General features: G+C 65.7%; 11 protein-coding genes. 5 read left to right on the top strand and 6 right to left on the bottom strand.

Going from position 1 to position 13147, the window contains the following annotated elements; genetic code table 11:
• Positions 1-17: 17 nt before the first annotated feature.
• The gene (gene xdhC, locus AABE10_RS23755; RefSeq protein WP_342935687.1) at positions 18-608 is read left to right on the top strand and encodes a xanthine dehydrogenase accessory protein XdhC; all 591 of its coding nucleotides are present in this window, start codon (positions 18-20) and stop codon (positions 606-608) included.
• 105 nt (positions 609-713) lie between these two features.
• Here xdhC and AABE10_RS23750 read toward each other — a convergent pair whose 3' ends face one another.
• The 4 genes from AABE10_RS23750 to iscB form a co-directional block, all read right to left on the bottom strand.
• Entirely contained in the window at positions 714-1661 is a 948-nt protein-coding gene (locus AABE10_RS23750; RefSeq protein ID WP_342935686.1) for a LysR substrate-binding domain-containing protein, read from the bottom strand.
• Positions 1662-1995: 334 nt separating this feature from the next.
• Complete coding sequence (locus AABE10_RS23745) at positions 1996-2640, bottom strand: 2-hydroxychromene-2-carboxylate isomerase (RefSeq protein WP_342935685.1); 645 nt, start codon at positions 2638-2640, stop codon at positions 1996-1998.
• A 156-nt stretch (positions 2641-2796) separates the two neighbouring features.
• Positions 2797-4338 carry a TAXI family TRAP transporter solute-binding subunit gene (locus AABE10_RS23740; RefSeq protein ID WP_342935684.1) on the bottom strand — a complete coding sequence of 514 codons (1542 nt, stop codon included), beginning with the start codon at positions 4336-4338 and terminating at the stop codon, positions 2797-2799.
• Complete coding sequence (gene iscB, locus AABE10_RS23735) at positions 4335-5729, bottom strand: RNA-guided endonuclease IscB (RefSeq protein WP_342935683.1); 1395 nt, start codon at positions 5727-5729, stop codon at positions 4335-4337. The genes AABE10_RS23740 and iscB overlap by 4 nt, the downstream gene beginning before the upstream one ends.
• A gap of 873 nt (positions 5730-6602) precedes the next feature.
• Here iscB and AABE10_RS23730 point away from each other — a divergent pair.
• The 3 genes from AABE10_RS23730 (at position 6603) to AABE10_RS23720 (ending at position 10238) form a co-directional block, all read left to right on the top strand.
• Positions 6603-6959, top strand: coding sequence for a BON domain-containing protein (locus tag AABE10_RS23730; RefSeq protein ID WP_342935682.1), 357 nt, complete (start codon positions 6603-6605; stop codon positions 6957-6959).
• A gap of 651 nt (positions 6960-7610) precedes the next feature.
• Positions 7611-9686: a D-(-)-3-hydroxybutyrate oligomer hydrolase gene (locus AABE10_RS23725; protein WP_428983380.1), complete on the top strand. Its 2076-nt coding sequence runs from the start codon at positions 7611-7613 to the stop codon at positions 9684-9686.
• Between the two features lie 297 nt (positions 9687-9983).
• Positions 9984-10238 carry a hypothetical protein gene (locus tag AABE10_RS23720; RefSeq protein ID WP_342935680.1) on the top strand — a complete coding sequence of 85 codons (255 nt, stop codon included), beginning with the start codon at positions 9984-9986 and terminating at the stop codon, positions 10236-10238.
• A gap of 58 nt (positions 10239-10296) precedes the next feature.
• On the opposite strand, the gene AABE10_RS23715 is transcribed toward AABE10_RS23720, so the two are convergent.
• Positions 10297-11085 (bottom strand): sulfite exporter TauE/SafE family protein, encoded by a 789-nt coding sequence (locus tag AABE10_RS23715; RefSeq protein WP_342935679.1) that lies wholly within the window; start codon positions 11083-11085, stop codon positions 10297-10299.
• Positions 11086-11437: 352 nt separating this feature from the next.
• Here AABE10_RS23715 and rarD point away from each other — a divergent pair, with 352 nt between their 5' ends.
• Positions 11438-12313 (top strand): EamA family transporter RarD, encoded by an 876-nt coding sequence (rarD, locus tag AABE10_RS23710; protein WP_342935678.1) that lies wholly within the window; start codon positions 11438-11440, stop codon positions 12311-12313.
• Positions 12314-12384: 71 nt separating this feature from the next.
• Here rarD and AABE10_RS23705 read toward each other — a convergent pair whose 3' ends face one another.
• Positions 12385-13044: a LysE family translocator gene (locus tag AABE10_RS23705; RefSeq protein WP_342935677.1), complete on the bottom strand. Its 660-nt coding sequence runs from the start codon at positions 13042-13044 to the stop codon at positions 12385-12387.
• Positions 13045-13147: the final 103 nt, after the last annotated feature.

Below are 13147 nucleotides of genomic sequence, written 5' to 3'. Positions count from 1 at the left end.
TCGAGGCAGTGCTCATCATGACGCGCGTTCCGTCTTTCTCCGACAGGCCCGTTCAGATCGGCCGACGCAGCGGCCACGCGACGAAGTTGCCGCCGCCGATGCATATCGTGCTGTTTGGCGCGGGCCACGTCGGTCATGCGCTGATCGCGCTGCTGGGCCGTTTGCCGTGCGTCGTGCAATGGGTCGATGAACGCGACGAACTGTTCCCCGACGAAGTGCCCGCGAACGTGCAGGTCGAAGCGACCGACACGCCCGCTGCCATTGTCGACGAAGCGCCGCCGGGCGCGTACTTCCTTGTGATGACGCACAATCATGCGCTCGATTTTTCGCTGACCGAGCGCATCATGCGGCGGCGCGATTTCGCGTACTTCGGGTTGATCGGATCGAAGACAAAGCGCGTGAAGTTCGAGCGTCGTTTGATCGACCGGGGCGTCGATGCCGAGCGCCTCTTTGAAATGACCTGTCCGATCGGCGTGCCGGGGATCGTCGACAAGGCGCCGCCGTCGATTGCAGTGGCCGTGTGCGCCGAACTGCTGCAAGTGCGCACGCAGCGGGTTTCGCTCGCGGATCTCGGCTCCGCTCAGAACGCGCGCTGTATCGGCGTTTGACGCGACGTTCGATTCCTCCAGCGGGCGCGGCGGGGACTCTTGCCGCGCCTGTTTTTTTCGTTTGCCTCGCTCCGCGCAAGCATCCGCGAATGAGCTCGCCGCGCTTTACTTCGTCCCCCGCCGCCCCTTCGCCGCCACCAGCATCTCCGACACCTGCGCCATCAATCCGCGCAGCCACGCGATATCGCTTGGCCGGTCCGGCTGCGGATGCCACATCTGATAGCACTTGATGCGCGGAAACGGAATCGGCACATCGACGACGGCAAGCGGCAGCATCTCCGCGTAATGCCGCGCGAAGCGGCGCGTCGTCGTGAAGATCAGGTCGGATTGCAGCAGCACCTGCGGTACGAGCCCGAAGTAGGGCAGCGTGGCGACGATGCGCCGCGACGCGTTGGCTCGCTTGAAGCCCGTGTCGATCGCGCCGCCGCGCGCGCCGCTGTAGTGCGCGGGCGCGAGGTGCGGCGCGGCGAGATACGCGTCGCGGGTCAGCGGCGCTTTCGCGAGGGGATGATCGGCGCGCATCATGCACACGACGGTATCGGAGAACAGGTCGCTGCGCTCGAAGCGCGTGTCCGGCTTCGGCCAGTTGCCGATCACGAGATCGAGCTCGCCTGCGTCGAGCGCGGATGCATGATCGAGCAGCGGCCCGAGCGATTCGATTTCGAGCCGCGCATGCGGCGCCGCCTCGCGGAACTGCGCGATCACCGTCGGCATGAAGAAGTCGTTCAGATAATCGGGCGCGGCGATGCGGAACGTGCGGCGCGAGCGCCCCGGATCGAAGTCGCCATGAGGCGTCGCGACGAAATCGACATCGCGCAGCACTTTCTGCGCGGAAGCGAGCAGCGATTCGCCGTATTCCGTCGGCACCATGCCCGACTTGCCGCGCACGAGGATCGGATCGTTCAGCGTTTCGCGCAGCTTGCGCAGCGCAGTGCTGATGGCGGGCTGCGTCTGGTTCAGCCGCAACGCGGTCTGCGTGACGCTGCGCTCGACGAGCAGCGTGCGCAGCACGCGCACGAGCCAGATATCGAGTGAAGCGGCGTTGTCGTCCATGAATCGGCGGGGCGGGGAAGGCCCGTTGAAGGCATTCGAATGCGGTATCGAACTGTGCATCGCGCGCGGCAGTGATCCCGTTGCCAGCATCGCGCCGCACGCGCGAAGCTATAACCTTAGGCCCGTTTGCCCCGCGACGACCATAGCGCAAGCGGTATGACGGGCATCACGGACCGTGAGCAGCGCGTCATAGGCGCCTTTCAATGGCACCGTGCGGCGGATGTCGCGCTTCATGTGTCGCGCTGCAGGTGCCACGCGATGCACGACGTGCGTTGCCAGCGCCGCGCGAGACAAGCCACCATGCAGCAGTCGCCCGCCACCTGACACCGCCCGCTCAGGCCTTCGTGAGTCCCGACGGCAGCGATGTGATGCGCTTCACTTCCTTCGATTCGAGCCAGTTCGGCGTGCGCGCGCAGTAAAGCACCATCGGCAGCGCGTCTTCGCCCCAGAACAACTGCTTGTTGAGCCAGAACGTCGGCACGCCGAATACGCCGATGGCAATCGCGTCGGTGCCGTTGCGGGTCAGTTGCGCGCGCGTCGTTTCGCGCGCGATCAACGCCTCGCCGTCGGACACGTTCAGGCGCTCGCACAACGCGGCGAAGCCATCCGCCGTCGACGGATCGCGGCCGTCGCGCCAGATGAAGCGGAAGATTTCGCGCACCGTGTTCAGATCGGCGCCGAGCGCGGTCGCGAGCAGCATCGGCTTGGCCGAGTCGAACGGATGCGCGGGCGGCATCCGGAATGGAATGCCCAGCTGCTCGGCGCGAAAGAGCGCGTAGCGGTACGTGAAGATGCGTTTCGCGGGTACGTCGTAGGCGATCCGCTGTCGCCAGTGGCGATACAGATCGTTCAGCTGAACAGGGGTGAACACGAACGGCAGCCCCGGCCATTTGTCGTGTTGTTCGAGCAGCAGATACGAGAACGGTGAGACAAAGTCGTAAAACCACAGTGGCTGCGTGGCGTCGATGCCATCGGTCATGATGTCTCCCGGTTTCCTGAGTCGGCGGGCTGTCGCGGATGCCGTGCATCAGCCCGTTCTGGTTGATTCGATCTTACGCAAAGCACGCCCCGTTCGCATCATTTGATGAAACGGCGCTGTTGCGTCCGGCTCTTCAGCAGGCGTTCACGGGAACGATTACTCGTCGCGGCCCGATCTTTCTTGGTCTTCGTGAGTCTCGTGACTGGCGGCGCGCGCTTCGGCGCGGCTGATCGCGCCACCGGAATGGGTGCGTGCCTCGTCCGGCGAGCCGGTCGAATCGTTCGACTCAGCCGGTTGCGCTTCGCCCGTCACGTCGCGCGCTGCGGCTGCCGCTTCCGAATCGCGCGTGAGGCGCGCCCGCACGAAGCCGATATGCTCGCGCAGCACGTAGAACTGATCGGCATAGGCAAGCGGCATCTTCAGTCCGTTGACCGATTCTTCGATCTTGTCGAGCCGCTCGACGAGCGCCTCGCGCTCGGCCGCCGACGTATCGTTGAGCGCCTCGCGCTCGATCGCGATCAGCGCGCCGTACCAGCGGTAGATACGCGACTTCACGCGCCACGCATACAGCGACGGCACGAGCCTGAGCCCCGGAATCAGCACGACGATGACCGGCACCAGCACGACCAGCAGCCGGTCCGCGAGACTCGCGAGCCAGAACGGCAGAATGCGGTAGAGAAAGCCCTTGCCCGACTTGTAGTAGCGGGCGGCATCGTCGCTGATCGGGAAGTCGTGCGCGAGCGGCGCGGGGAATTCGCCCGCCTTCTGCATCACGCTCGCCTTGCTGTGAACCTCGCGCGCCGCTTCGATCAGCAGATCGGAGAGCGCCGGATGCAGCGAACCGCGCGCGACCAGTTCTTCCGTCGGCGCGATCATGTGCAGTGTCGTCGACGGCAGGTTCTTGCCCAGGTCGAACGAGCCCATCGGCATTTCGAGCTGCGTCAGGTACGGAAAGCGCCGCGCATACGCGCCCGCCTGCGTGAAATCGTAGAACTGCACGCCCGCCGTGCGATACAGCTTGCCCATCACGGGAGGCTGCGCGTTGTCGCCCGTGAGGATGGCCGCGTCGATCTTGCCCGCGATCAGCGCCTGGGCGGCGTCATCGCCGGAGAGCGGCAGCAGCTTCGTCGGGCCGTCGGGCGTGATGCCGTTGGCCTTCAGCAGTTGCAGCGCCAGTTCGCGCGTGCCGCTGCCTTCTGCGCCGATCGCGACGCGCTTGCCCTTGAACTCGGACAGCAGCGTGATCATCGCCCCGCGATAGAAGATCGCGACGGGCACATAGGCGACGCTGCCGAGCGACATCAGCCCGTCCATCGTCTCCTTCGATGGCGCGATGCCGTCCTGCACGAAGCCGACGTCGACGTCCGTGTGCGGATCGGTCAGACGTTTGAGGTTGTCGGCGGAGCCTTCCGTCTCCAGCACGTTGAGCGTGATCCGGTTGCGCGCGAGGATGGCCTTGTACTTCTGCGCGGCCACCCAGAAGGTGCTGCCTTTCGGGCCGGCCGCCATCGTCAGCGTGTCGGGCGGCGCGGGCTGGATCAGGCGCACGGCGATGTAGATCGCGATTGCGCTGATCAGCAGGATCGGGCCGAACGACACGGCAAGATCGCGCCAGGAGATCGCCACGAAGCGGACGACGAGATGGGGCGGCTTGCGGCGAGGAGTGCGTTCCGGTGGAGGTCCGTCGGAAGGCTTCATCTGGTTGCGCGGGAAACCTCGGCATTCATGCCGAGGAGGGATAGCGCGGCGTGCGGCGCACGCCTTGCTGTTGTGCCAGCCCCTGATTCCCTTTCCTCTCTCGATGGCACGATTGAATAGCCATAACCATCCGCCCGCTGCACAAGGGTGCAATGCCGGTGCGAGATGCCCTGTACGACACCGTTCGGCGTCTGAATATTGAAACTGCCAGTTGCACGCACGGCGACCCGGCCAATGTGAGTTCCCGCTTTCTTGCCCGTTGGCACGGCTGCCCGGACACGGTCGCCGGTCTGGAAGCCGCGCACCCGCTTCTGCCGGGTCAGATAGCCGCGCGGGAAGCCTTGCGCCGTGAGACGCGTACGCTGATAACTTCCGCGCCCATTACATGTGATTTCAAGTGTCGGTCGCGGCGAGCAGGACATTGCGTCGACCAGGCCGACACATGCGGCGTCGAGCGCATGCGTCTTCGGCAGCTTCAGCCGGGTGCGATTCCATTTCGTACGGCCGCCGCTGCCCGTCTCGACATGCAGCCCGGTCGTCTTCAGCGCGATGAACAAGGCCCAGCGGGTGCTGTTCACCGCCGCCGCGTCGCGCAGCGGCGCCTTCGCCTTCGCCAGGATGCGCGCGAGCCGGGCCTTGTCCTTCACGAATTCGCGAACATCCCGCGCGTCCTTTTTGCGGTTGCACGGCTCACAGGCAAGTGTCAGGTTCGACACGCGGTTCGAGCCGCCCCGCGCTTTTGCCACGATGTGCTCGATTTGCAAAGGCACATCGTGGCCATCGCAATAGGCACATGTGCGGCCCCACTTCTCGAGCAGGTACTCGCGTACCTCGTAGCCGGCCAACTCACCCCGCTGATATTCGACGCCAGAGATTTCCGGATTCTGCATGGCCTGCATGTCGAAGCACACCAGCTCCATCGACAGCGCCGAGACCGGGGCCCAGCGCATCAATCGCGTTACCCAGGCCATCGTCGTGTCGACGCGGTGCCCCAACGACGGTGCAAGCCAGCCAGTATTGCGGGTGCGGTTATTGAAGCGCGGGGCGCGGTAACGCAGGTTCGCGCCGCGCCTCCGACGGCGGAACGCGCGCCGCTGTGCCAATGCTTCGCTGATCTGCCGGCCGCGATGCACCAACTCAAACAGGTTGACGATCGCTGCGCCGTCGTCGTGCTCGCGCACGAGTGCCATGCCGGTCACCTTGCTGCCCGGGTCGAGCTTCAGCCGCAGGGACTGAAACTCGCACTCCCCGGCCCTTCGGTCCGTGAGCCGGATCACAAATGGCATCACGCGATGCACCCGGGCACGACCGCGCGCGAGCAGGAGCCTCGCGCGCTTCTCGGAGCATGGCATCAACGGCATGCCTCGTTTGTCTAACACAAACACTGCCAATCCCAACTCCTTGTGCCCTTACGGGCCTCGTGACGGGAGCCTTGCGGCTCCGCTCCCCTCGCCAATGTTGTACGGCAGCACATCCTTGCAGCCCGTTTCGTGCCTACCCAAAGCGTGTCTGCAGCTGCAGGTTACAGAGCCTGGAACTGAGTGAAGCATCCCAGGGTGTGTCTCTAACTTCCGTACAACGTAGCTGCGAGACTTCCGCAGCTCAGGCTGGTCAATCAGGCTCGAACTTCCAGCCTCGCCCTTTCGGGCGGGGTGATTGACGGGAATGCGTAGTGATCAGGAAGTGGTCAGATTGGCTCAATGATGTCGATCGGGCTTTCGTGGGCGCAACAGCTCGCGCCCGCCTGCTGCATCTGCTGCAAATACCGGCCGCCCGTTTCGACGTTCGTGCCGATGGTACATGAGATTGAAGGCGCGGCGGCGCGCGCAACCGGGACCCGGTGGCATAAACGCGTAACAAAGCGTGAGCCGGCATTCATTCGACATCGCCGGCGCGCAGGGCAACGAAGCCCGACGTTGCAACGCGAAGCGCGACGAAAGCGCGATATCCTTTGCAGAACTCTCGCGGCTAGATTACATTGGCATCGCTGCCGCGAAACAACGTTTGCGCTGCGCGACCCGGCCGGACTCACGAGACCAGGGCGCGACGCCGACGCGCGGCGGACGGCCAGCGCACACGAACCGCTGCGCATCGGTAGCGCGGCCGTCGCACACCTTCCAATGCCTCTCTCGCAGACCGTGACAACGCTCCAGGCCCGCCATTGCCTCGTTGCGCCTTTGTGCGCCGCGTGCAGCCGGGTCGCCCGCAGTCGTAACCAAGCCGCTAGCCAAACGCGGTCCAAACCAAAGCAAAAAGGAGAAGTCATGAAATCGGTCGATTTTCTGAAGGCACTGGGTGGTGTTGTCGCAATGGTTGTCGCATGCCACACGTATGCCCAGGCAAGCGACTCCACGTCCACCGGCACGACGGCGGCAGCGCCCGCCGCCAATTCGAAGGCTGCCAAGAAGGAGAACCGCGCGCTCGGCAAGAAGGTCCGCTCGGCGCTCCAGAAGTCGGGTGGCATCGACGTGTCGAAAATCAACGTCCGCGCCCGTGGCGGCGCCGTGACGCTGACAGGCACTGCGCCCGACAACGACCAGATCCAGAAGGCTGGCGAAGTCACGAAAGGCGTGGATGGCGTGACTTCGGTGTCGAACAGGATCACCGTCCGGCAGCAGTAATCGATGCGGCCGCGCCGGCGCCCAAGGGACCGCGGTCCGGATGGCGCGGGCGGCGGACGACGGGCAGCGCGACGGGCGGTACCGTGCATCTTGCGGCGTCCTTACCGGTCAGAATGACAAGCGGGCTTCCGTGCCGAACGGAAGCCCGTTTTTGTTTGGCGCGGTTTTGTACCGTTTTGCCGGGCATTGGCGCGGCGCGTAGGTTCGGCAAGTCGGGGACGCGCGCGGCAAACGGCTGCGCGAAGGCCCGCATTTCTCCACGAAACGGGACGGCGCGGCCGCCGTCTCCGCGCGTAGACGGCAAGCGGATCGCCTCGAAAGCCGCAGCCGGCCGATATTCCAGGCCATGCAGGCGTGGCGCGGCGGGTGTCGTCGCCAGTGAATTGTCTACGGCGCAAGACGGTCCGCGTGGCTCGCGTTCGCGGTCATCCAAAGCGCGAACGCGCTCTGAACCTGCCCGGCAGCGCGTCCGGCGCGACATCCGTGCATTCGGCGCGAAACTTGCATTGGAGCAGCCGCCGTCGGCTCGCCCGCTGCGTGCTTCGACTGACGGCAGCGGATGAGCCCCGGCGCCGACACAACAAGACACTGGAGACGACGATGACAGGGAAACTGCCGTTCAGACGTGCCGCCACTGCTCTTTGCACGACGATGTCCGCGATACTGCTCGCCGCGTGTGGCCACGGCGACGATCACCACAACAACCCAACCACTAACGCGCTGCCATCATTCGTGGTGTCCAGCAGCGTCACGACGACCGCCTATGACGGCAACAGCGACGACCTGCTGACGGGCGGCCTCGGCAAGACGGGCCTCGGCTCGGCGACGCCGCCTTCGTTCGCGAACTCCGCCGCGCCGACGCCCGCCGAGTTGCGCCGCCTTGCGATCTGGTCGAACTACCGGGCGCTCGTCGATATGTCGGCGAACGGCGGCTATGGGCGCTTCTGGGGGCCCAACGTCGACCTGAACGGCAACGACACGCTCGGCGAGGGCAAGATCGCCGGCACCGAGTATCTCGCCTACGCCGACAACGGCACGGGCCAGCAGAACGTGACCTTGATGGTGCAGGTGCCGTCGACGTTCGACCCGAACAATCCGTGCATCGTCACGGCGACGTCGTCGGGTTCGCGCGGCGTCTACGGCGCGATTTCGGCGGCGGGCGAGTGGGGCCTCAAGCGCGGCTGCGCGGTCGCCTACACCGACAAGGGCAGCGGCAACGGCGCGCATGAGCTGGCGACGAGCCTCGTCACGCTGATGAACGGCACGGTCGCGGCGGCAACGGCGGCGGGCACGAAGAGCCTCTTCACGGCGAACGTGTCGTCGAGCGCGCTGTCGTCGTTCAACACCGGCTTCCCGAACCGCTATGCGTTCAAGCACGCGCACTCGCAGCAGAACCCCGAGCAGGACTGGGGCAAGAACACGCTCGAAGCCGTGCAGTTCGCCTACTGGGCGCTCAACCAGCAGTTCGCGCCGACCGTCGATAACAACGGCCAGCAGCACGGCGTGCGCTACAGCCCCGGCAGCATTACGACGATCGCGGCGTCCGTCAGCAACGGCGGCGGCGCGTCGCTCGCGGCGGCCGAGCAGGACACGCAGGGATGGATCACGGCTGTCGTCGTCGGCGAGCCGCAGATCAATCTGCGCATGGCGTCGTCGGCGAAGGTGCTGGAGGGCGCCGTCCCCATTCCCGCAGCGGGCGCGCCGCTGGCCGACTACATGACCTACGCGAACATGCTGCAGCCGTGCGCGGCGGCCGCGACGGCGGCGGCGGGCTCGCCGTATCTGACGGCGCTGCCGCTCGCGACCACCCAGGCGATCCGCGCGGCGCGCTGCGCGTCGCTGGCGGCAGGGGGCTTCGTGAGCGGCGCGGACGAAACGAGTCAGGCCAACGATGCGCTCAACCGTCTGCACGCGGCCGGCTACGAAACCGACTCGGACCTGCTGCACGCGCCGATGTGGGATTCGCAAGCCGTGCCCGCTGTCGCCGTCACGTATGCGAACGCGTACACGAAGTCGAGCGTGGTCGACAATCTGTGCGGCTTCAGCTTCGGCACGACGAACGCGGCGACAGGCGCAGCGGGCGTCGCGCCGACGGTGCCGCCGATGTTCTCCATCTTCGGCCTCGGCAACGGCGTGCCGCCGACCAACGGCATCAACCTCGTCTACAACAACTCGGCGGCGCCTGGCGGCGCGGACCATCGGCTTGCGACGCCCGACGCCAGCTTCACGGGCGCCGCGTGTCTGCGCGCGCTGTGGACGACGGGCGACCAGCGCATGCAGGACAACGTCAACGCGATCCGCGTGACCGCGAATCTGCACGGCAAGCCGGCCATCATCGTGCAGGGACGCAGCGACGCCCTCGTGCCCGTGAATCACGCATCGCGCGCGTATCTGGCGATGAACAGCATCACGGAGGGTTCGAAGAGCCAGCTGTCGTTCTATGAAGTGATGAACGGCCAGCACTTCGACGCGTTCCTGAGCACGGCCGGCTTCGACACGCGCTTCATCCCGGTTCACTACTACAACATCCAGGCACTCGACCTGATGTGGAATCACCTGAAGAGCGGCGCGCCGCTGCCGCCGTCGCAGGTGATCCGCACGGTGCCACGCGGTGGCACGCCGGGTGCTGCGCCTGCATTGACGACGGCGAATCTGCCCGCGATCTCGATGAGCCCGGGCGCGAATGCGATTCAGGTCGGAGCGGGCGCGGTGAACGTGCCCAAGTGAAGGGCATCAGGGTCATGAAACTCATGAAGCGCCGCTTGCCGTAGCAACGATCGCACCGCTCGCGTCAGCGCAGAAAGTCAGCGCAGAAATCCGCGAGCGGTGTGACGCGCGCATGAGATGTCGTCGCAACGATGCACACGAATGGAGCCGGACACAGGGCGCCTTGCAAGCAACCGGTCGGGCGCATCGTGCATGCATCGTTCAAACGCGACGGACCATCGTGCTTGTGCGCCGTGACACACTGTTTACCCGTCGCGTGAAGTACTGTGAAGTATCGACGCTTCCGGAGCGACGGCCATGGACAGACACCGCTTCACTTACACCGATCTCCCCATCGGCGAACGCGCCGCGTTCGAACTGGTCTGCGCGCGGCATGGATTTGCGCCCGCGCATTTCGACATCACCGCCTCCGATGATCCCGACGACGCCTCACATCACGCGCGCCTGTTGACGATACGGCGCGGCGGCTGGGCGCAGTCGTATCACGAGGACCAGGCGGGCCACTGGATCCGGCAGTTCGAAACCGATCTCAATTGCCGCTTCTTCAAATGATCGTCACGGCGCGGCGCACGATGTGCGGTGCAGACATCGCGTGCGGCGACGCGGCGCATCACGCCATCACGAGCTTCACGCCGACGAGCGTCAGCGTCGCCGCGAGCAGGTTGCGCAGCAGCTTGTCCGGTGCCTTCGACGACAGATAGCTGCCGATCATGATGCCCGGAATCGAGCCGACCAGCAGCGACGCGAGCAGCGACCAGTTGACCGACCCGAGCAGCCAGTGGCCCGCGCCCGCAAGCAGCGTGAGCGGCACGGCGTGCGCGATGTCCGAGCCGACGATGCGCGTGGTCGGCAGCATCGGGTAGAGCAGCAGCAGCACCGTGACGCCGATCGCGCCCGCGCCCACCGACGTCAGCGACACCAGCACGCCGAGGACCGCGCCCGTCAGCATCGTCAGCGCGAGCGTGCTGCCCTGGCCCGTCGCGCGCTTGCGAGAGGCCGCGAACGCGGTGAGCTGCGGCCGGAACACTAGCGCGATCGCAGTGATCAGCAGCGCGACGCCCAGTACGACGGAAATCAGATGTCCGCCGCGCTGCGATTCCATCCCGTAGCGATGCAGCAGGATCAGCGTGACGGTCGCGGCAGGCACGCTGCCCGCCGCCAGCCGCAGCGTCACCTGCCAGTCGATCGATCCCTTCACGCCGTGCATGAGCGTGCCCGTCGCCTTGGTCGCGGCCGCGTACAGCAGGTCCGTGCCGACGGCCGTCGCGGGATGGATGTTGAAGAGCAGCACGAGGATCGGCGTCATCAGCGAGCCGCCGCCGACGCCCGTCAGCCCGACCAGAAAGCCGACGAAAAGGCCCGACGCGGAATACAGGAGATCGATGTGGGGAAGTGCCATTGCTCGGACCGCGGACGGTCTCTTAAAGAATTCGGTTGCGGGCAGGCTTGCCGGTACAGTCGCCAGAAGCCGCGCTCGGGCTGTGCCTGAAGGCGGTTCTTCAGGCGGGGGCCCGGGCAGTCCGTCAGGCGGTTCCATTGGGCTGCGGCGCGGCGAAAGACCGCTATTGTCGCAAAACCGGCGGCGCAACGTTCCGATGCTCACCGATGTCCGCAATGATGCCGGCTCCCACCGCCCGCTTACAATAGCGTTTCGGGCGCCGCGGGCGCGTCGTGAGGCGTTTGCACGGGGCCCCGACGACGCACGCCGCGCGATGCGTTGCCCGTGCCTCTCCATCCGCAGACCGATAAAAATGAACTACGGCGTCGCCTATGCAGTCCTCGCATTCACCCTATGGGGACTCTTTCCCGTCTACTTCAAGACGCTGCACCAGATTTCCCCCATTGAGATGCTCGCGCACCGGATGGTGTGGTCGATGCTGTTTCTCTTCATCGTGCTGGCCGTGCGGCAGCAATGGCGCTGGCTCGGCCCCGTGCTGCGCGACCGGAAGCTGCTCGGACGCTTCGCCGCGAGCGCGCTGTTGCTGTCGGCGAACTGGGGCACCTATATCTGGGCCGTCAACGCGGGGCATATCGTCGAGGCGAGCCTGGGATATTTCGTCAATCCGCTGATCAACGTGCTGTTCGGCTTCATGCTTCTCGGCGAGCGGCTGCGGCGCGTGCAGTGGCTCTCGGTGGCCGTTGCAGCGTGCGGCGTGCTGTGGCTCACGTGGGAAAACGGCCATCCGCCGTGGATCAGCCTCGCGCTCGCGTTCAGCTTCGCGGGCTACGGGCTGCTGCGCAAGACGGCGCAGCTGGGCGCGCTCGAAGGGCTGACGCTCGAAACCGTGCTTCTTTTTCCTGTCGCCGCGCTGTATCTGTTCGTCGCGTCGTCGCATGGGGCGAGCGGTTTCGGCGACGCGTCGTTCGGCGTGAAGGTGCTGCTCGCGCTCGCCGGGCCGATCACGGCCGTGCCGCTGCTGCTGTTCGCAGCGGGCGCGCGGCGCATTCCGCTGTCGATGCTCGGGCTCATCCAGTACGTGACGCCGTCGCTGCAACTGCTGATTGGCGTGCTGATCTATCAGGAGCCGTTCGGACACGTGCAACTGATCGGCTATGGCGCGATCTGGATCGCGCTCGCGCTCTATTCGCTCGACGGCTTGTGGCGCGCGCGCTTCGCCCGGGCGTGACGTCGACGCGATAAACAAAAGGCCGCCCGCAGGCGGCCCGGCTTGCTGCTGACGATATGCAAGCGTTCGCGTCAGATCGCGCGGCGTACTTCGGCGACGCCGAACGCGGCCAGCGCAAACCCCGCAATGCGGTCGATGACGACGCGCAGGTTGTGCCCGATCGCATGACGTGCAAGCGACACGGCCGTCACAAGAAAGCACCACCACGCGACCGATCCGCAAAACACGCCCAATACCGTCGTGAGGGCGACGCTCGACGAAAACGGTCCGCGCGGCGCGAGTGTCGTGAAGAGGGCTGCGAACATGATGATCGTCTGCGGGTTGGTCAGCGTGAGCAGCAATGCGCTCGCGAAAGCCTTCAACGCGCCCGCATGGCCGATGCCCGCGAGCCTGCCTTCGCCGTTGCCGCCGTTGTTCCCGCTGTTGCTTACATTATCGGCGGGCACTTTCTGCAACATCGTGCGGATGCCGAGATACAGCAGAAAGAGCCCCGCGACGATATGCAGTGGCCTGTCATACGCCAGCATGAACTGCGACACGCTCACGAGTCCGAGCGCGGCGATCAGGCCATAGAACGCATCGCCGCCCGCAATGCCGAAGCCGATCGCGAGACCGGCGCGCGGACCATCGGTGAGCGTGCGGCGAATGCACAGCATGCCCATCGGACCGACGGGCGCCGCGACCGCGAGACCCACGCCCGCTGCTGTGAAGAAAAGACCGGGACTCAACATCGATGCTCCTGTGTATTTGACGTGACATGAGGGCCACGGCGGATGACCATCCGCAAGCATAGCCGTGCATCGCATAGCGCGGCAAATGCGGACAAAAATGGCC

Source organism: Paraburkholderia diazotrophica, from assembly GCF_038900755.1.
GTDB classification, from domain to species: domain Bacteria; phylum Pseudomonadota; class Gammaproteobacteria; order Burkholderiales; family Burkholderiaceae; genus Paraburkholderia; species Paraburkholderia diazotrophica_A.
Note: the sequence above shows the minus strand (reverse complement) of the source record. Positions and strands in the feature narration are given on the sequence as shown.